Annotated in this window: 13 protein-coding genes; 4 read left to right on the plus strand and 9 right to left on the minus strand. The window is 71.2% G+C overall.

Annotation, left to right across the window (positions count from 1 at the left end; translation table 11 throughout):
- Window positions 1-17 precede the first annotated feature (17 nt).
- The 7 genes from DJ476_RS27150 to DJ476_RS27180 all read right to left on the minus strand — a co-directional run bounded on the left by DJ476_RS27150 (window position 18) and on the right by DJ476_RS27180 (window position 9,295).
- The gene (locus DJ476_RS27150; RefSeq protein ID WP_112491763.1) at window positions 18-734 is read right to left on the minus strand and encodes an ABC transporter ATP-binding protein; all 717 of its coding nucleotides are present in this window, start codon (window positions 732-734) and stop codon (window positions 18-20) included.
- On the minus strand, window positions 731-1,684 hold the full coding sequence (locus tag DJ476_RS27155) for an ABC transporter ATP-binding protein (RefSeq protein WP_112491764.1): 954 nt from the start codon (window positions 1,682-1,684) through the stop codon (window positions 731-733). The genes DJ476_RS27150 and DJ476_RS27155 overlap by 4 nt, the downstream gene beginning before the upstream one ends.
- A gap of 2 nt (window positions 1,685-1,686) precedes the next feature.
- A complete protein-coding gene (locus tag DJ476_RS27160) occupies window positions 1,687-3,525 on the minus strand; it encodes a branched-chain amino acid ABC transporter permease (RefSeq protein ID WP_181006681.1) in 1,839 nt (612 codons plus the stop codon).
- Entirely contained in the window at window positions 3,522-4,451 is a 930-nt protein-coding gene (locus DJ476_RS27165) for a branched-chain amino acid ABC transporter permease (protein WP_028419266.1), read from the minus strand. Before DJ476_RS27165 ends, DJ476_RS27160 begins: the two co-directional genes overlap by 4 nt.
- Before the next feature lie 99 nt (window positions 4,452-4,550).
- Window positions 4,551-5,783 carry a branched-chain amino acid ABC transporter substrate-binding protein gene (locus DJ476_RS27170; RefSeq protein WP_070203129.1) on the minus strand — a complete coding sequence of 411 codons (1,233 nt, stop codon included), beginning with the start codon at window positions 5,781-5,783 and terminating at the stop codon, window positions 4,551-4,553.
- A 651-nt stretch (window positions 5,784-6,434) separates the two neighbouring features.
- Entirely contained in the window at window positions 6,435-6,905 is a 471-nt protein-coding gene (locus DJ476_RS27175; RefSeq protein WP_103421371.1) for a PaaI family thioesterase, read from the minus strand.
- Window positions 6,906-6,994: 89 nt separating this feature from the next.
- Window positions 6,995-9,295, minus strand: coding sequence for an FdhF/YdeP family oxidoreductase (locus tag DJ476_RS27180; RefSeq protein WP_112491765.1), 2,301 nt, complete (start codon window positions 9,293-9,295; stop codon window positions 6,995-6,997).
- A gap of 208 nt (window positions 9,296-9,503) precedes the next feature.
- On the opposite strand from DJ476_RS27180, the gene polA reads away from it, so the two are divergent.
- Window positions 9,504-12,215, plus strand: coding sequence for a DNA polymerase I (polA, locus tag DJ476_RS27185; RefSeq protein ID WP_103421373.1), 2,712 nt, complete (start codon window positions 9,504-9,506; stop codon window positions 12,213-12,215).
- A gap of 96 nt (window positions 12,216-12,311) precedes the next feature.
- Here polA and DJ476_RS27190 read toward each other — a convergent pair whose 3' ends face one another.
- Window positions 12,312-13,190 (minus strand): DUF4184 family protein, encoded by an 879-nt coding sequence (locus DJ476_RS27190; protein ID WP_103421374.1) that lies wholly within the window; start codon window positions 13,188-13,190, stop codon window positions 12,312-12,314.
- 203 nt (window positions 13,191-13,393) lie between these two features.
- Between DJ476_RS27190 and DJ476_RS27195 the strand changes: the two genes are divergently transcribed.
- From DJ476_RS27195 to DJ476_RS27205, 3 genes are all read left to right on the plus strand, one after another.
- Complete coding sequence (locus DJ476_RS27195) at window positions 13,394-15,127, plus strand: lytic transglycosylase domain-containing protein (protein WP_103421375.1); 1,734 nt, start codon at window positions 13,394-13,396, stop codon at window positions 15,125-15,127.
- A 207-nt stretch (window positions 15,128-15,334) separates the two neighbouring features.
- Window positions 15,335-15,472 carry an SPW_0924 family protein gene (locus tag DJ476_RS27200; protein WP_103421376.1) on the plus strand — a complete coding sequence of 46 codons (138 nt, stop codon included), beginning with the start codon at window positions 15,335-15,337 and terminating at the stop codon, window positions 15,470-15,472.
- A gap of 25 nt (window positions 15,473-15,497) precedes the next feature.
- A complete protein-coding gene (locus tag DJ476_RS27205) occupies window positions 15,498-16,478 on the plus strand; it encodes a DUF3068 domain-containing protein (protein WP_103421377.1) in 981 nt (326 codons plus the stop codon).
- Here DJ476_RS27205 and DJ476_RS27210 read toward each other — a convergent pair.
- Window positions 16,465-19,134, minus strand: a complete 2,670-nt coding sequence (locus DJ476_RS27210) for an ATP-dependent RNA helicase (protein ID WP_112491766.1) — start codon at window positions 19,132-19,134, stop codon at window positions 16,465-16,467. The genes DJ476_RS27205 and DJ476_RS27210 overlap by 14 nt on opposite strands.
- Window positions 19,135-19,200 lie beyond the last annotated feature (66 nt).

Consider the following 19,200-nt stretch of genomic DNA (forward strand, 5'->3'; position numbering starts at 1 on the left):
CGCGTACGGGAAGGACCTCAGTCCTCGCCCAGGTACGCCTTGCGGACCGAGTCGTCGTGCAGCAGGTCCTGGCCGGTGCCGGAGAGGACGATGCTGCCGACCTCCATCACGTGCGCGTGGTTGGCGAGCGAGAGCGCCGCCTGGGCGTTCTGCTCCACGAGCAGGATGGTGGTGCCCTGGGCACGCAGTTCGGTGATGGTCGCCATGATCTTCTGCATCATGATCGGGGAGAGGCCCATGGAGGGCTCGTCGAGCATGAGCAGTTTGGGCTGGGACATGAGGGCGCGGCCCATGGCGAGCATCTGCTGTTCGCCGCCGGAGAGGGTTCCGGCTGCTTGCTTCCGGCGTTCCCCGAGGATGGGGAAGAGGTCGTAGGCGCGCTGGATGTCCTTGGCGATGCCGTCGCTGTCCTTGCGGAGGAAGGCGCCGAGTCGCAGGTTGTCCTCGATGGACATGCGGGGGAAGATGTGGCGGCCTTCGGGGGAGTGGGCGAGTCCGAGCGAGACGACCTGGTGGGCCGGGATCTTGCGGAGGGACTTGCCGTTGAACTTGATCTGGCCGGCGAGGGGCTTGATCAGTCCGGAGAGGGTGCGCAGTGTGGTCGTCTTGCCGGCGCCGTTGGTGCCGATGAGGGTGACGACTTCGCCTTCCTCGACCTTGAACGAGATTCCCTTGACGGCCTCGATCTTGCCGTAGGCGACGCGCAGGTCCTCGACTTCGAGTAGTGCGGTCATCGGTCGTTCTCCTTGCTGGTGCTCTCGCCGGGGGTGGCCGGGGAGGCGGGGGTGGCGTCGGTGGCCGTGGCCGTTGCTTCCGCGTCGGCGGCGTGGGCTTCCGCGGCTTCGACTTCGGCGACTTCGGCGGCGCCGGGGTCGCCTTCGAAGGGTTCGCCGAGGTAGGCGGCGACGACGCGTTCGTCTCCCTGGACTTCGGCGGCGGTGCCTTCGACGAGTTTTTCGCCCTGGACGAGGCAGGCGACGCGGTCGCAGAGGTTGAAGATGAACCGCATGTCGTGCTCGATGACGAGGATGGCGATGCCCTTGTCGCGGATGGCGAAGATGAGTTCTTCGGCCGCGCGGGTCTCCTGGGGGTTCATGCCGGCGGTGGGTTCGTCGAGCAGGAGGAGGCCGGGTTCGCTGGCGAGGGCGCGGGCGATTTCGAGCTTGCGCTGTTCGCCGTAGGGGAGGTTGCGGGAGAGGTGTTCGGCCTTGTGGTCGAGGCCGATGAACTCCAGCAGTTCCATGGCGCGGGCCTTGGATTCGGCTTCGGCGCGGTGGAAGCCGGGGCCGCGGAGGAGGGCGGACCAGAGGCCTTCCCGGGTGCGGGTGTGGCGTCCGACGAGGACGTTCTCCAGGACGGTCATGTTGGAGAAGAGCCGGATGTTCTGGAAGGTGCGGGCGATGCCTGCGGCGGTGACCTTGAAGGACTTGGGCGGCAGGACGGTGCCCTTGTAGCGGACTTCGCCCTCGGTGGGGACGTAGAGGCCGGTGAGGCAGTTGAAGAAGGTGGTCTTGCCGGCGCCGTTGGGTCCGATGAGGCCGACGATCTCTCCGCTGTTGACGGTGAGGTCGACGGAGCGGACGGCGGTGAGGCCGCCGAATCGCATGGTGACGCCGCGGGCGTCGAGAACGGTTTCGCCGGTGGTGACGGCTGTCGTCTCGGCGGTGGTGGTGTCGGTGGTCATCGTCAGGCCCCTGCCTTGGTGAGAGTGGCGGGCGCTTCGTCCTTCTCGTGGAATTCGAGTTGCTGGCGGCGGTTGGCGATGAGGCCCTCGGGGCGGAAGCGCATGAGGAGGACCAGGGCGAGCCCGAAGGCGAAGAGCTGGTAGTCGCTCATGAACTGGAGCTTGGCCGGGATGAGGAAGAGGAGTGCGCCGCCGACGAGGGGTCCGCTGATGGTGCCCATGCCGCCGAGGACGACCGCTGCGAGGAGGAAGGCCGAGTTGGGCGGGACGGCGTGGGCGAACTGGTACTGCTCGGGGGTCACGGTGTAGGTGACGTGTGCCTGTACGGCTCCGGCGAGGCCGGCGAGGGTGGCGCCGAGGGCGAAGGCGATGAGCTTGGTGCGGAAGCCGTTGATGCCCATGGCTTCGGCGGCGGTCTCGTCCTCGCGGATGGCGACCCAGGCGCGGCCGATGCGGGATTCCGCGCTGCGGCGGAAGACCACGACGACGATGAGGGTGACCAGCAGCATCAGGAAGAAGTAGTTGGCGAAGCGGCCGATGGTGAATCCGGCGATGGTGTGGGTGGCGCCGAAGTCGAAGCCGAACAGGTTGAGGTTCGGGATCGAGGAGATGCCGTTGGAGCCGTTGGTGACGTCGGGGCCGGAGGTGCCGTCGAGGTTGAGGACGGCGATGCGGAAGATTTCTCCGAAGCCGAGGGTCACGATGGCGAGGTAGTCGCCGCGCAGTCGCAGGGTGGGGGCGCCGATGAGGACGCCGAAGATCATGGAGGCGACGGCGCCGACGAGGATGGCCTGCCAGAAGGGCAGGTGGATCCCGAAGGGTGAGGTGGGGGAGCCGGAGACGAGGGCCGCGGCGTAGGCGCCGACGCCGAGGAAGGCGACGTAGCCGAGGTCGAGGAGTCCGGCGAGGCCGACGACGATGTTGAGGCCGAGGGCGACGGTGGCGAAGATCAGGATGTTGACGCCGATGGTCGCGTACTGGTCGTCGGACTGGGTGAACGGGAAGGCCGCGGCGGCGGCGAAGGCGCCGACGAGGGTCACGTTGCGGTGGCGTGCCGTGAGGGCGGAGACGCGCTGGATGAGTCCGGCTTTCTGGATCGCCGCGAAGCCGAAGCCTGCGGTGATGAGGAAGCCGATGAAGAGTTCGTCGTACTCGGTGGTGATGCCGTAGGTGAAGACGACGAGGCCGAGGGCGAGGACGACGGCGACGATGAGGATTTCGACGTACGAGGGGAGGGTCTTCGCCGGGGCGGCGGTGCCGGTGGTGAAGGCGCCCTTGTAGGTCTCCCAGCGGTTGCCGAGGTTGTGCTTGAACTGGCCGAAGCCGGTGTCCTCGGGGTCGGCGGGGGTGGTTTCGGGCCGTTCGTAGGGGAGGGAGCGGGCGCCGATCCAGCCGATGAGGGTGCCGGCGAGGGCGACGTAGGCGCCGGGTTCGAGGTTGACGACGCCGCCGAGGGTGGTGGCGATGGCTCCCATGGAGAACCAGGCGGTGGCGAGGGCGGCGTAGGCGGCGAGCCGGATGGCGGGGTCGGCGCCTTGGGGGGTGAGCCAGGTGAGGCCCTTGATCCCGTAGGAGGAGAGGCCGAAGAGGGTGAGGAGGGCGCCGCTGACGAGGACGAGCCACTGGAGGCCGCCGGGGTAGCCGTAGACGGTGAGGTCGCCGGGGAAGGCGGAGGTCCAGGTCCAGGCGAGGAAGGCGGATATGACGGTGATCGCGCCGCCTGCGGTGGCGGTCGCCCGTGCGATGTGCGGGGGGAGGGCGAGGATGCCGCTGGTGGCGGGTTCGGCCGGTGCGGGTGCGGTGACCTTGGTGGTGGTCTGTGTGGTGGTCATGGTGCTCACGCCCTGTCCGTGACGCGCTCGCCCATGATGCCTTGGGGCCGGAAGAGGAGCACGAGGATGAGGAGTACGAAGGCCCAGGCGTTGGCCCAGGACTGGCCGCCGAGCTGTTCGAGGCCGGGGATTTCGGAGACGTAGGCGGCGGCCATGGTTTCGGCGACGCCGAGGGTGAGGCCGCCGATCATGGCGCCGTAGATGTTGCCGATGCCGCCGAGTACGGCTGCGGTGAAGGCCTTGAGGCCGAGGAGGAAGCCCATGCGGAACTGGACTTCGCCGTACTTGAGGCCGTAGGCGACGGCGCCGATGGCGGCGAAGGTGGCGCCGAGGGCGAAGGCGACCACGATGATGCGGTCGGTGTTGATGCCCATGAGCTTGGCGGTGTCGGGGTCCTGGGCGGTTGCCTGCATGCCGCGGCCGGTGCGGGTCTTCATGACGAAGTAGCCGAGGATGGCCATGGAGATGGGGGCGGCGATGAGGAGGAAGACGTCACCGGTCTGGATGGTGACGGGTCCGAGTTCGAAGGGGCCGCCGGGGATCTCGGGGAAGGTGCGGGCGGACTTGGCGCCGGGGTACCAGGCCCAGACCGCCTGCTGGAGGGCGAGGGAGAGGCCGATGGCGGTGATGAGGGGTGCCAGGCGTGGGCCGCCGCGGAGGGGCCGGTAGGCGAATCGTTCCGCTCCGATGGCGATGGTGGTGGCGACGACGATCGCGCCGATGAGCATGAGGGGGAGTGCGAGCAGCACGCTGGTGCCGCTGGGGAGTATGAGCCAGACCGTGAGGGCCCCGAAGCCGCCGGTCATGAAGATCTCGCCGTGGGCGAAGTTGATGAGCTGGACAATGCCGTAGACCATCGTGTAGCCAATGGCGACGAGCCCGTACATCGATCCGAGTAGCAGGCCGTTGACCAGCTGTTGCGGCAGTTCGTTCACCGCGGGTCCTCCGTGTCTTTCGCCGGATATCGAGCCGCGCGGGGCGCCTGGTGTGCGGCGCCCCGCGCGGCCGGTGGTAGGTCGGTCGGGCTGGTGGTGTCAGCTGGTGAGTTCGCCTGACTTGACGGCCACCCAGTCGCCGTCCTTGTACTCGTAGACGGTGAGCTGCTTGTTGGTGGTGTCGCCGTACTCGTCGAAGGAGACCTTGCCGGTCACGCCTTCGAAGTCGACCTTGCCGACGGCTTCGGCGACCTTGGCGCGGGCGTCGCTGGGGAGCTTGCCGTCGTTGGCGTCGGCGACGGCCTTGACGGCCTCGATGATGGACCAGGCGGCGTCGTAGGAGTAGCCGCCGTAGGCCTCGAAGGGCTCCTTGTAGCCGGCCTTCTCGTAGTTCGCGACGAACTCCTTGGCGGACGGCAGGGTGTCGATGGGGGCACCGACGGAGGTGGCGAGGTCGCCGACGCCTTCGGCGCCGGAGAGCTTGATGTACTCGCCGCTGTAGATGCCGTCGCCGCCGACGACGGGGATCTTGGCTCCGGCCTTCTTGATCTGCTTGCTGAGGGGGCCGGCCGCGGGGTATTCGCCGCCGTAGTAGACGACGTCGGCGCCGGAGCTCTTGACCTTGGTGGCGACCGAGGAGAAGTCCTTGGTCTCGGGGTCGATGTGCTCGGTGCCGGCGATGGTGCCGCCGAGCTTCTCGAACTCGGCCTTGAAGGTGCCGGCGAGGCCGGCGCCGTAGGTCTTCTTGTCGTCGATGACGAAGACCTTCTTCTTCTTGGCGTCGTTGAAGAGGTACTGCGCCGCGAAGGGGCCCTGGACCGCGTCGGTGGTGGCGGTGCGGAAGTAGGAGGCGAAGGGGCGCTCCTTGGTTCCCTCGTTCCACTTCTGGCCCTGGGTGAGGGAGGGCGAGGTGTTGGCGGGGGAGACCTGGACGAGCTTGGCGTCGGCGAGGACCTTCTGCATGGATTCGCCGACGGAGGAGTTCAGGGGGCCGACGACGCCGAGGACGTCCTTGTTGGCGACGAGCTTGCTGGCGTTCTGCTGGCCGGAGGAGGGCTGGGCCTGGTCGTCGAGGGCCTGGAGCTTGAAGGTGACGCCTTCGACGTACTTCTTCTCGTTGGCCTGCTTGACGGCGAGGTCGGCGGAGTTCTTGATGCCGAGGCCGAGGGCGGAGAGGTCGCCGGTGAGCGGGGCGTCGAGGCCGATGACCACGGTGGTGGTGCCGCTGTCGCCGCTGCTGTTGTTGCTGTCGTCGCGCGAACCGCAGGCGGTGAGGGTGAGTGCTCCGGTGGTGAGCACGGCGGTGAGTATGAGCAAAGAACGGTGTCGCACGAAAAGTCCTTTCCCTGGCGCGGCCTCCTCTGCTTGAGGTGCCGTGTCGGTCGCCGGGCCGTACTGGGTTGGTACAGGGCCGTGCAGCAGACGCGCCCGGCGGCGCGGTGACTGGCGGTGACTCTAAGCGCAGCTGAGGGGGTGCGGCACGGGTCGGCGACGGATGTGACGCTCTTGTTATGCCCTTGAGCAAGGCTTGAGGTTCCTGGGTGTGGATGTGTGGCTTTGGCACGTAGTGCGAAATGACCACATGGTGAGAACGCGCAGCTCTGCTAAGGGGCTTGGGGTGATCATGGTGCTGACGCGGGGTGGGGGTGGCGTCGGGCGTGCCGGGGCGCCCCGGGGGTCTCGGGCCGGGGTGGGCGGCTGGTTTTCGCATTTCGTGGTTGTTACGCAGTGTTACAACGGCGAAGGTGCGTTCGAGTTCGCTGAGGCCAATGTGGCTGCTGAGTGGCTCATGGAACGGCCGTCACCGTCAAGGGTGTTGACCGAGGGTGTTGATCAACTCGGTTGTGTTTGGTGGGGATATGGCGCTGCCCGGCCGGAATGCGGGGGGCGATTCCGGCCGGGCAGCGTGGTCTTGCGGCGGTGGTACGGGGTGGTGCCGAGGCGTTACGGGGGTGACGCGGCGTGCGGCCGCGGGGTGCGGGGTCAGCCGGCGTCGGGGCGGGGGGTGTCGCGGAGGAGGCAGGTGAGGCGGGCGGTGCAGACCCGCTCGTCCTGTTCGTCGGTGATGACGATCTCGTACGTGGCGGTCGAGCGGCCCCGGTGGACGGGGGTGGCGACGCCGGTGACGAGGCCGCTGCGGACGCCCCGGTGGTGGGTGCAGTTGAGGTCGACGCCGACGGCGATCTTGTTCGCGCCGCCGTGGAGCATGGAGCCGACGGAGCCGAGGGTCTCGGCGAGGACGGCGGAGGCGCCGCCGTGCAGGAGGCCGTAGGGCTGGGTGTTGCCTTCGACGGGCATGGTGCCGACGACGCGGTCGGCGGCGGCCTCGACGATGGTCACGCCCATGCGCTCACCGAGGTGACCGGCGGAGAAGAGGGCGGGGAGGTCGATGCCGAGGGCCGCGTACTCCTCGATGACTTCCTTGGGGAAGGTGGGTGCGGTGTGCTCGCCCATGGGGCCGGCTCCGATCGTCTGCGCTGGTTCATTGCTGTGTGCACTGTTCTTACCAGACGGCTGAGCGGACGCTTAGGGAGTGGCGGTTTTCAGTCGCCGTCGGGGGCGCTCCGGGGGGCCTGGGGCTCCTCGAAGCGGATGACGACGGACTTGCTGGCCGGGGTGTTGCTGGTGTCGGCGGTGGAGCCGAGGGGGACCAGGACGTTGGTCTCCGGGTAGTAGGCGGCGGCGCAGCCGCGGGCGGTGGGGTAGTGGACGATGCGGAAGCCCTCGGCGCGGCGTTCGACGCCGTCCTTCCACTCGCTGACGAGGTCGGTGTAGGCGCCGTCGGTGAGGCCGAGGGCGGCGGCGTCGTCGGGGTTGACCAGGACGACGCGGCGGCCGCCTCTGATGCCGCGGTAGCGGTCGTCGAGGCCGTAGATGGTGGTGTTGTACTGGTCGTGGGAGCGCAGGGTCTGCAACAGGAGCCGTCCTTCGGGGAGTTCGGGGAACTCGACGGGGGCGGCGGTGAAGTTGGCGCGGCCGGTGGCGGTGGGGAAGCGGCGTTCGTCGCGGGGGGCGTGGGGGAGGGTGAAGCCGCCGGGGCGGGCGATGCGGGTGTTGAAGTCCTCGAAGCCGGGGACGACGCGGGAGATGCGGTCGCGGATGGTGGCGTAGTCCCGCTCGAACTCCTCCCATTCCGTACGGGAGTCGGCGCCGAGGACCGCGCGGGCGAGGCGGGCGACGATGGCCGGTTCGGAGAGGAGGTGGGGGCTCGCGGGGGTGAGGTTGCCCCGGGAGGCGTGGACCATGCCCATGGAGTCCTCGACGGTGACGAACTGCTTGCCGCTCGCCTGGACGTCCTTGTCGGTGCGGCCGAGTGTGGGCAGGATCAGGGCGCGGGCGCCGGTGACGGCGTGGGAGCGGTTGAGCTTGGTCGACACATGGACGGTGAGGCGGGCGCGGCGCATGGCGGCCTCGGTTACCGCCGTGTCGGGGGTGGCGGCGACGAAGTTGCCGCCCATGGCGAAGAAGACCTTCGCCTCGCCGTCGCGCAGCGCCTGGATGGAGCGGACCACGTCGTACCCGTGGTGGCGGGGCGAGGTGATGCCGAACTCCTTGTCGAGGGCGTCCAGGAAGGCGGGTGCGGGCCGTTCGAAGATGCCCATGGTGCGGTCGCCCTGGACGTTGGAGTGGCCGCGCACGGGGCAGACGCCTGCGCCGGGGCGGCCGATGTTGCCGCGCAGCAGCAGGAAGTTGACGATTTCGCGGATGGTGGGCACGGAGTGCTTGTGCTGGGTGAGGCCCATGGCCCAGCAGACGATGGTGCGTTCCGAGGCGAGGACCATGGCGAGGGCCTGCTGGATCTCGGCGCGGGTGAGGCCGGTGGCCCGCAGGGTCTGCTCCCAGTCGGCGTCCTCGGCGGCCTTGGCGAACTCCTCGTAACCGTGGGTGTGTTCGGTGACGAATGCGGTGTCGACGGCGCCTTCGGTGGCCAGGATCAGCTTGTTGAGGAGGCGGAAGAGGGCCTGGTCGCCGCCGATGCGGATCTGGAGGAAGAGGTCGTTGAGCGGGGTGCCCTTGAGCATGCCGTGCGGGGTCTGGGGGTTCTTGAACCGCTCCATGCCGGCTTCGGGGAGCGGGTTGACCGAGATGATCCGGGCCCCGGCGCCCTTGGCCTTCTCCAGGGCGGAGAGCATCCGGGGGTGGTTGGTGCCCGGGTTCTGTCCGGCGACGATGATCAGGTCGGCCCCGTGGATGTCCTCCAGGGAGACGCTGCCCTTGCCGATGCCGATGGTCTCGCTGAGCGCCGAGCCGGACGACTCGTGGCACATGTTGGAGCAGTCGGGCAGATTGTTGGTGCCGAACTCGCGGGCGAAGAGCTGGAGGAGGAACGCGGCCTCGTTGCTGGTGCGGCCCGAGGTGTAGAAGAGGGCCTCGTCGGGGGAGTCGAGCGCGGTCAGCTCCTCCGCGATGATCCCGAAGGCGCGCTCCCAGGTGATCGCCTCGTACCGGTCGGCGCCCTCGGGGAGGTACACCGGCTGGGTGATCCTGCCCTGCTGGCCCAGCCAGTACCCGCTGCGCCCGGCGAGGTCGGTGACGGGGTGGGCGGCGAAGAAGTCGGGCGTGACGCGGCGCAGTGTCGCCTCCTCGGCGACGGCCTTCGCCCCGTTCTCGCAGAACTCCGCGGTGTGCCGCTTGTCGCCCTCGGGCCAGGCGCAGCCGGGGCAGTCGAAGCCGTCCTTCTGGTTGACCTTGAGGAGGGTCCGCGCGGTGCGGCGCAGGCCCATCTGCTGCCTCGCGATGCGCAGGGAGTGGGCGACGGCGGGCAGCCCGGCGGCGGCGTGCGGGGCCGCCCCGACCTGCGGGGCGTCCTGGACCGGGTCACCGGTGGGCGGCTTGCTGGCCATGATGCTGCTCCTCTTCGAGCGCTGCTTCCGCGGGTTCTGCCTCGGTATCGATCCTGTCACGCACCACCGACATCGCACCCGTCCGGGCACCGGGTCACGGGTGCATGGGGCCGTGCGTGGCCGGGCGAGGGCCGTACCACGGGGGTCTGAGGGCCGTACGGGGGTTGCCCGGTCCGGATTGTCAGTGGGGCGTGGCAGGATCGGGGGCGTGGCTGAGACGGCATCGAAGAAGACGGCAGACAACCGACCGCGCCTGCTCCTCATGGACGGGCACTCCCTGGCGTACCGGGCGTTCTTCGCCCTGCCCGCGGAGAATTTCACGACGGCGGTGGGCCAGCCGACGAACGCCGTGTACGGCTTCATGTCGATGCTGGCGAACACCCTGCGTGACGAGGCGCCCACGCACTTCGCGGTGGCGTTCGACGTGTCCCGCAAGACCTGGCGCGCCCAGGAGTTCCCGGAGTACAAGGCGAACCGCTCCAAGACCCCCGACGAGTTCAAGGGGCAGGTCGAGCTGATCGGCGAGCTGCTGGACGCGATGCACGCGGACCGGTTCGCGGTGGACGGCTTCGAGGCTGACGACGTCATCGCGACGCTGGCGACCCAGGCCGAGGCGGCCGGGTTCGAGGTGCTGATCGTCACCGGCGACCGGGACTCCTTCCAGCTGATCACGGAGAACGTGACCGTGCTGTACCCCACCAAGGGGGTCTCCGAGCTGACCCGGTTCACCCCGGAGAAGATCGTCGAGAAGTACGGGCTCACCCCGCAGCAGTACCCGGACTTCGCCGCCCTGCGCGGCGACCCGTCGGACAACCTTCCGAGCATCCCCGGCGTCGGTGAGAAGACGGCCGCGAAGTGGATCAACCAGTTCGGTTCGTTCGGTGAGCTGATGGAGCGGGCGGACGAGGTCAAGGGCAAGGCCGGGCAGAATCTCCGCGACCACCTGGACGCGGTCAAGATGAACCGGGTCCTCACCGAGATGGTCCGGGACGTGGAGCTGCCGAAGACCCCGGCCGACCTGGAGCGCGCCCCGTACGACCGCACGGCGGTCACCGGCATCCTGGACATACTGGAGATCCGCAACCCGAGCCTGCGCGAGCGCCTCTTCGCCGTCGACCCCGGTGCGGCGGAGGCCGAGCCGCCCGCCCCGGCCGCCGGGATCGAGCTGGACGGCACGGTCCTCGGCTCCGGGGAGGTCACCGGCTGGCTGGAGGAGCACGGTGCGCAGCCGCTCGGGATGACGACCGTCGACACCTGGTCGCTGGGCGCGGGCACGGTCACCGAGATCGCCCTCGCCGCCGCCGGAGGGGCCGCCGCCTGGCTGGACCCGACCCAGCTCGACGAGGCCGACGAGAAGGCGTTCGCCGCCTGGGTCGCGGACCCGGCCCGCCCCAAGGTCCTGCACAACGCCAAGAACGTGATGCGGGTCTTCCCCGAGCACGGCTGGCAGCTCGAAGGCGTCACCATGGACACCGCGCTCGCCGCGTATCTGGTGAAGCCGGGCCGCCGCTCCTTCGCCCTGGACGCGCTGGCCGTGGAGTATCTGGGCCGCGAGCTGGCCCCGGCCGCCGCCTCCGACGGACAGCTGGCCTTCGGCGCGGACGACCGGGCCGAGCAGGACGCCCTGATGGCGCAGGCCCGGGCCGTGCTCGACCTCGGCGACGCGTTCACCACCCGGCTGAAGGAGGTCGGCGCCGCCGAGCTGCTCCACGACATGGAGCTGCCGACCTCGATCCTCCTGGCCCGCCTGGAGCGCCACGGCATCGCCGCCGACCGGGCCCATCTGGAGTCCATGGAGCAGCAGTTCGCCGGGACCGTGCAGCAGGCGGTGAAGGAGGCGCACGCGGCGGTGGGCCGGGAGTTCAACCTCGGTTCGCCCAAGCAGCTCCAGGAGATCCTCTTCGGTGAGCTGGGCCTGCCGAAGACGAAGAAGACCAAGACGGGCTACACGACGGACGCGGACGCGCTGGCCTGGCTGGCCGCGCAGACCGAGCACGAGCTGCCGGTGCTGATGCTGCGCCACCGCGAGCAGGCCAAGCTGCGGGTCACCGTCGAGGGCCTGATCAAGACGATCGCTGCCGACGGCCGTATCCACACCACGTTCAACCAGACGGTCGCGGCGACCGGCCGGCTCTCCTCCACCGAGCCCAACCTGCAGAACATCCCCGTCCGCACCGACGAGGGCCGGGCGATCCGCCGGGGCTTCGTCGTCGGCGAGGGCTTCGAGACGCTGATGACGGCGGACTACAGCCAGATCGAGCTGCGGGTCATGGCCCACCTCTCCGAGGACGCCGGGCTCATCGAGGCGTTCACCTCCGGCGAGGACCTGCACACCACGGTCGCCTCCCAGGTCTTCGGCGTCGACAAGAGCGCGGTCGACCCGGAGATGCGCCGCAAGATCAAGGCCATGTCGTACGGTCTGGCCTACGGCCTCTCCGCGTTCGGCCTCTCCCAGCAGCTGACCATCGACCCCGCCGAGGCCCGGGTGCTGATGGACACCTACTTCGAGCGGTTCGGCGGCGTACGGGACTATCTCCACCGGGTCGTCGAGGAGGCCCGCGCCACCGGCTACACGGAGACGATCCTCGGCCGCCGCCGCTATCTCCCCGACCTGAACAGCGACAACCGCCAGCGCCGCGAGGCCGCCGAGCGGATGGCGCTCAACGCCCCGATCCAGGGCACCGCCGCCGACATCGTGAAGGTGGCCATGCTCCGGGTGGACCGGGCGCTGCGGGAGGCGGAGCTGACCTCGCGGATGCTGCTCCAGGTCCACGACGAAATCGTCCTGGAGATCGCCGGGGGCGAGCGGAAGCAGGTGGAGGGGATCCTCCGCCGCGAGATGAAGGACGCGGTCGAGCTGCGCGCCCCGCTCGACGTCTCGATCGGCGTCGGCAAGGACTGGGAGTCGGCGGCCCACTGAGCCACGGCCACGGTCGAGGAGCCGAGACATGACCGAAGGGCCCGGAACCGCGCCGCGGTCCCGGGCCCTTCGCCATGCCGTGACGCCGGTCCGGGGTTACTTCCGTTCGGCGGCGGACACGTCCGCACGGGGACCGTCCGGTACGGGCTCCGGCTCCCGGTTCTCCGGCCGCCGCCCTCCGTGGGCCAGCCGCATCCACACCCCGTACAGCAGCAGTCCGACCGCCAGCCCCGCGCCCGCCCCGAAGCAGGCGGTCGGGATGATGTCGAGCGGGCTCTCCACCCGTCCGAAGTGGGCGTACCACCGCACGCACCGGTGGACGGTCCCCGCCACCACACAGCCGGCCAGCAGGGCGAGCGCGCCCAGCCGTTCGCCCCGCCCGAGCGCCGGGAGCGCCTCCGGCACCGGGGCGGCCACCGTGCGCCGCAGCCCGGTGGCCACGAACCAGCCGAGCACCACGAGCGCCAGGGCCGAACTGCCGTACTGCGCGAACTGGTAGAGAGGGAAGCCGCCCACGCTCCGGTTCAGGAACGGCAGCAACTCCGTCCCCCACCGGCTGTGATGGGTGAACGCGTCCCACACCACATGCGTCGCCGCCCCGAGCGCGGCGGACCCCGCGAACCACAGCCAGGCCGACGGCCCGAGCGTCTCCCGTGTCCACCGCCGCCCCCGGACGAAGGCGTGGACGCGGCCCCGTACGCGTACCGGAACCAGCGCCACCAGCGGCTCGCGCAGCGCCACCCACACCGCCACCAGCACGGCGGCGATCAGCACGTCCACCGTGACCACTCCGAGCAGGGTGTGGGTGAAATCACCGAACTCCATCGCTCCGGGCAGCACCGTGTCCGCGAAGTAGGTGACGTCGGGCGCGAACGAACCGGCGATCAGGGCCGAGGGGAACAGGCCCAGGCGGCCGGTCCCGTTCCGGCGGATCGCCGGGAGCACGGCGGCGGCATGGCTGAGGGTGAACGGCATGGCGGCAAGTATGCGCGAGCGGTCCGGACCGCTCGTCGGGGCACCCTCCGTTGCCCTCTTGGACAACGTGTATGAAGGGACGTGAAAAAACAGTAAGAAGCGGTCAGGGTGCGGTGCCTCGGCGCCACAGGGTGCCGTAGGGTCGCTGGGGTCTCGTGCGGGGGAGCGCGGGAGCGGCCGTCGAGGGGGAGGAACCGGAACGTATGGCAGCGCACATTCGCCGACGACTGCGCAAGGGGGCCACGACCACTGCGGTGGCGGCGGCCGCCGTGGCGGCGCTCGCGGCTTCCCAGGCACCCGCAGCCCCGATGGCCGAGGGGCCCGTGGGCGGTGGCGACCAGCAGACCGCCGGCGGTGAGTCGGGCGGCCCCGAGGACGGCGCGGCCACCGGCAACTCCCCGTACTACACCGACCTTCCCCCGCTCGTCACGCCCGATCGGCCCGGTTCGTCCAGCAACCTCCCGATCGCCACCGGCAGCGCCGAGGCGGGCATCCCGGCGACCGTCCTGGCCGCCTACCAGCAGGCCGAGCGGACCGTGGCCTCCACCGACGCGGCCTGCCGGCTCCCCTGGCAACTCCTCGCCGCGATCGGCAAGGTCGAGTCCGGCCACGCCCGCGGCGGCCGGGTGGACGCCGACGGCACCACCCCCTCCCCGATCCTCGGCCCGGCCCTCAACGGCCAGGGCTTCGCGCTCATCAAGGACACCGACGGCGGGGCGTACGACGGCGACGCCGTCCACGACCGCGCGGTCGGCCCGATGCAGTTCATCCCGTCCACCTGGGCCACCTGGGGCCAGGACGCCAACGGTGACGGCCGCAAGGACCCCAACAACATCTACGACGCGGCGCTCGCCGCCGGCCGCTACCTCTGCGCGGGCGGCCGGAACCTGGCCGTCGCCGCCGACCTCGACCGGGCTGTGCTCAGCTACAACCGGTCGACGGAGTACCTGCGTACGGTCCGCTCCTGGTTCGCGTACTACCAGCGCGGCACGCACGAGGTGCCCGACGGCAGCGGCATCCTCCCCACCGCGCCCAGCACCCCGACACCGAACCCCACCCCCACCCCGGCCGGTACGCCGAGCCCGACGCCGTCCCCCTCGAAGCCCGGCACCACCAAGCCGAGCCCGAGCCCCTCCAAGCCCGGCGACGGCTCCACCAGCCCCACCCCGACGCCGACGCCCACCCCCACGCCGACCCCCACTCCGACGCCGACGCCGACCCCCTCCCCGTCGGAGACCTTCGGCTCCCTGGAGAACGCGGGCACCGGCCCCCTCACCGCCACCGCGGGCGGCACGTTCGAGGAGCGGGTCTCCGTCCGCGCCCGCAACGCCCTCGGCGCACCCATGGCCGAGGTGCCCGTCACCTTCACCGTCACCGGCACTACCGGCACCCTCTTCGAGGGCGGGAAGAAGACGGTCACCGTCATCAGCAAGGCCGACGGCACCGCCACCGCACCCGCGCTCAAGGCGGGCGAGAAGACCGGCGAGTTCACCGTCACCGCCACTGCGGGCACCACCCGGCCGCGCACCCTGACCTACGCGGCGAGCGTCACCGCCCGCCAGGCCGACAAGATCGTCCGCGTCGGTGACGAGGCACTGGTCGCCGCGCCCGGCGAGAAGTTCGCGAACGCCGTCGAGGTCAAGGCCACCCACAAGGGCGCCGCCGCGGGCGGAGTGGCCGTCACCGCCACCCTGGTCAAGGACAGTCTGGGGCTCATCGACAACGACAAGGGCCCGTACTTCAAGGACGCGGACGGCAACCCGCTGCGCACCCTGGACCTCACCACTAACGCCGACGGCCTGCTCCGGCTCCCGGACCTCTTCGCCGACGAGAACCCGGGCACGTACAAGCTGCGCCTCACCACCGAGGGCGGCGCCACGCTCGTCATCGAGCTGACCGTCCAGGCCCCGGAGGAGACGGAGACCCCCGAGGCCTGACCCGGCGGCCCCACCGGCCCCTACCGCTCGATCTGCTCCACCGCTTCACCGCTTCGACGACAGCCCCCGCGCCCACCCGGCGCGGGGGCTGTCCGCGCTGTTCTCATCTCGCGCCCGGGTTGCTACGGTGCCCCACCCCTGACGAACCGTCAGCCACAGGTCATCAGGCCGCCGCCGTCATCGGAACACCGTCCCGGGAGGTCGGGCATGCGTGCTCTCGTCGCCGCCGCCATCGGGCTGGCCGCCGCCTTCGCGCTCGTGCTCACCCTCTCCGCCGTCGGCTCCCCGCCAGGGGAGACCTCGCCCGAGCCCCTGCTCACCACGGTCCCGGGCCCCAAGAGGTAGCACCGCAGAGGGAGAGGTCACCACCATGCGCCGCCGAGCCGGTCTCGTACTCCTGGCCTTCGCCGTCTTCTTCGCCGCTCTGTCCCCGCTGCTGCGCTGGTACGCCTTCCCCCGGCTGGCCAAGGTGCCGCCGAACCAGTACCAGGAGGTCGTCCTGGAGGCGAAGCCCGCCACCCTCCTCGACTACACGACCCTCCGGGCGAAGGAGGTCGAGAAGGTCACCATCGTCCAGACGCTCAAGGGCAATGTGGAGGAGTCCGAGCGGATCGAGCGGAGCGCCGGGCGGGACGTCGTCGTCTGGGACGCGCTCTCCTACATCGAGGGTCCCGACGGGAAAATGGTCTCCGCCATCCCCGAGCGCTACATTTTCGACGCCCACACCCAGGCCCCCGTCAACGCCACCGGAGAGATGGTCGACGGCGACCCCGTCCGCCGCACCGGCATCGAGTTCAAATGGCCCTTCCTCACGGAGAAACGGGACTACGAGTACTTCGACGCCCAGACCCGTACCACCGCGCCCATCCACTACAAGGGCACCCGCACCTTCCGCGGTCTGGAGGTCTACTACTTCGAGCAGACCATCCCCTGGACCAAGGTCCCGATGCCGAAGAAGATGCCCATCGAGGGCATCACCGCCGAGCAGATCGCGCAGACCGGCATCACCCGCTGGTACACCACCAAGCGCATGTTCTGGGTCGAACCCGTCACCGGGGCGCCGGTCAACGGCGAGGAGATCCACACCGAGGAGCTGCGTGACGCCAAGAAGATGGGCATGTCCGAGGACACCGTCACCGCGTTCGACGGCCATGTGAAGATGCGCGAGGACTACATCGCCGACACCGTCGAGCTGGTGAAGTCCCAGCGCGTCCTGGTCCTGCTCCTCACCTCGTACCTGCCCTGGGGCTTCCTGGGCCTGGGCATCGGACTGCTCGCACTGGCGCTCTGGCTGGAGGCGCGCTCGCGGCAGCCGGTGAGCCCGCGGCCGGAAGGCCCTACGAGCGCTTGAGCCGCGCCGAGGTGTACCGCGTCGCCTGTACGGTCGCGGGGTCCTCCGGCCACGGATGCTTCGGGTAGCGGCCGCGCAGCTCCGCGCGTACGGCCTTGTAGCCGTCCTGCCAGAACGACGCCAGGTCCGCCGTCACGGCCGCGGGTCGCCCGGCGGGGGAGAGGAGGTGGACCAGGACCGGCACCCCGGCCACCCGGGGCGTCTCGGCCAGCCCGAACAACTCCTGGAGTTTCACCGCCAGTACGGGCTGTTCGCCGCCGTACTCGATACGGATACGGGAGCCGCTCGGCACCTCGATCCGCTCCGGCGCCAGCTCGTCCAGCCGTACGGCCTCGCCCGTCGCCCACGGCAGCAGCCGGCGCAGCGCCTGGCCCGCGTCGATCCGCCCCAGGTCCGCCCTGCGGCGGGCCCGGGACAGCTCCGGCTCCAGCCAGGCGCCCGGGTCCGCGAGGAGCGCCCCGTCCGACACGTCCGGCCACGGCGCCCCCACCACCCGGTGCAGGAACGCCAGCCGCAGCCGCAACTGCTCACTGTCCCGGCTCCACCGCAGCAGCCCGAGCCCCTCCCGTTCCAGCCCCTCCAGCAGGGCCCCGCGCACCAGCTCCGGATCGGGCTGCTTCAGCGGGCGGACCGCCAGCTCCACCGCCCCCACCCGGGCCACCGACCGGGCCACCACATCACCGTCGGCCCACCGGACCTCCTCGCCGCGCACCCGCAGCTGCCCGGCGGCCAGGAGCGCGGTCCCCTCGTCGATCACCGCCGCCAGCCGTACGCGCGCCGAGGCCGCGTGGGCGGGCCGGTCCGCGACGGCGACGGCGAGCCAGGGCGCGCTGCGCAGCCGCGAGGAGTCCCCCAGCTCCGCGCCCGTCCCCGACACCATGAGGAACGCCCCCTCGCCCCGGGCCCGCGCCACCCGCTCGGGAAAGGCCAGGGCGGCGACGAGCCCGACAACGGCGTCATCGGAGCGCCCCTCACCGGAGCCGGAGCCCGCGCTTGTGCCCGGCACGGCCCCGGAGCCCGAACCGGACCTGGAGCCCGCGCTTGTGCCCGGCGCGGCCCCGGAGCCCGAACCGGACCTGGAGCCCGCCCCTGTACCTGGCGCGGCCCCGGAGCCCGTGCCCGGCGATTTCCCGGTGCCGGTGCCGGAGCCCGCGCCGTCCACCTGGGCCGACAGCCGCCGCACCTCCTGCTTCCAGCGGCCCGCGTACCCGTCCTGGCCCCGGCGGGCCGTCCGCAGCGCCGCCGCCAGATCGTCCCCGTACTCCCTCGGCGGCTCCTCGCTCAGCAGCGCCACCACCTCCGCCGCCCGCCGCGCCCCGACCTCCGCGGCCCCGTCGAGGAGCGCCCGCGCCAGCCGGGGGTGCAGCCCGAGGCGGGACATCCGTACGCCCCGGTCGGTGACCCGGCCCGCCGCGTCCACGGCCCCGATCGCTCCCAGCACCTCCCGGGCGGCGGCCATCGCCCCGGCGGGCGGCGGGTCCAGCAGGGCGAGCGAGGAGGCCTCCGGATCGCCCCAGCACGCCGCCTGCAGCGCGAACGCGGCGAGGTCGGCCACCTTGATCTCCGGGGTCGGGAAGCGCGAGAGCCGCCCGTCCTCGGCCTGCTCCCAGCACCGGTACACCGCACCGGCCGCCTCCCGCCCCGCCCGGCCCGCCCGCTGCCGCCCGGCCGCCTGCGAGGCCCGTACGGTGGTCAGGGCACTCAGCCCCCGGGCATGGTCGGTACGGGGCTCGCGGGCCAGACCCGAGTCGACGACGACCCGCACGCCGGGCACCGTCAGCGACGACTCCGCCACCGAGGTCGCCAGCACCACCCGCCGTACGCCGGACGACCCGGCCAGCACCGCGTCCTGCACGGCGGCCGGGGCGCGCCCGTGCACCTGGAGCACCTCCGCGTCCACCCCGGCCAGCTGCCCGGCCACCCGCGCGATCTCCCCGACACCCGGCAGGAAGCAGAGCACGTCCCCCTCCCGCTCACCGAGCGCCCGCCGCACAGTCGCCGCCACATGCGTCAGCAACGCCGGATCGACGCGCATCCCGTGCGGAGGCTTCACCGGCCGCGCGGGCGGCGCCCAGACCACCTCCACCGGATACGAGACCCCCTCGGCCTCGACCACCGGGGCATCGCCCAGCAGCCGCGCCCACCCCTCCGCGTCCGTCGTCGCGGAGGCCGCCACCAGCCGCAGATCGGGCCGGATCGCCTCCCGTACGTCGAGGAGGAAGGCGGCCACCGTGTCCGCGTCCAGATGGCGCTCGTGGCACTCGTCGATGATCACCACGTCCACCCCGGCCAGCTCCTGGTCGCGCTGGAGCCGCTGGAGCAGCACCCCGGTGGTCACGACCTCCACCACGGTGTCCGGGCCCACCACGCGCTCGCCGCGCACGGTGAAGCCGACCCGGCCGCCCGGCCGCTCCCCGAGCAGCCAGGCCATCCGCCGCGCCGCCGCCCGCGCGGCGATCCGCCGCGGCTCGGCCACCACGACCCGCCGCACCGGCCCGTCCCCGGTCAGCCCGGCCAGGACCAGCGGCACGAGGGTCGTCTTGCCGGTGCCGGGCGGGGCGCAGAGGACGGCGACGCCCCGGTCGTCGAGCGCGCGCTCCAGGGCGGGGACGGCGGTGCGGACGGGGAGGCGGTCCAGGGCTTCGGTGCGGATCACGGTCCCAGTGTCGTACGGGCGCTTCCGGTGCGGACGGTCGGTCCCGCCCGCACACGAAGCCTCGGT

Origin of the sequence: Streptomyces bacillaris, from assembly GCF_003268675.1 — a bacterium.
Taxonomy (GTDB): Bacteria; Actinomycetota; Actinomycetes; order Streptomycetales; family Streptomycetaceae; genus Streptomyces; species Streptomyces bacillaris.

Bases quoted from the DNA above. Each gene is read 5' to 3' on its own strand.
- DJ476_RS27155 (WP_112491764.1), bottom strand. From the start codon at position 1,684: ATGACCACCGACACCACCACCGCCGAGACGACAGCCGTCACCACCGGC.
- DJ476_RS27195 (WP_103421375.1), top strand. From the start codon at position 13,394: ATGGCAGCGCACATTCGCCGACGACTGCGCAAGGGGGCCACGACCACT.
- DJ476_RS27180 (WP_112491765.1), bottom strand. From the start codon at position 9,295: ATGGCCAGCAAGCCGCCCACCGGTGACCCGGTCCAGGACGCCCCGCAG.
- DJ476_RS27175 (WP_103421371.1), bottom strand. From the start codon at position 6,905: ATGGGCGAGCACACCGCACCCACCTTCCCCAAGGAAGTCATCGAGGAG.
- DJ476_RS27190 (WP_103421374.1), bottom strand. From the start codon at position 13,190: ATGCCGTTCACCCTCAGCCATGCCGCCGCCGTGCTCCCGGCGATCCGC.
- DJ476_RS27150 (WP_112491763.1), bottom strand. From the start codon at position 734: ATGACCGCACTACTCGAAGTCGAGGACCTGCGCGTCGCCTACGGCAAG.
- DJ476_RS27200 (WP_103421376.1), top strand. From the start codon at position 15,335: ATGCGTGCTCTCGTCGCCGCCGCCATCGGGCTGGCCGCCGCCTTCGCG.
- DJ476_RS27205 (WP_103421377.1), top strand. From the start codon at position 15,498: ATGCGCCGCCGAGCCGGTCTCGTACTCCTGGCCTTCGCCGTCTTCTTC.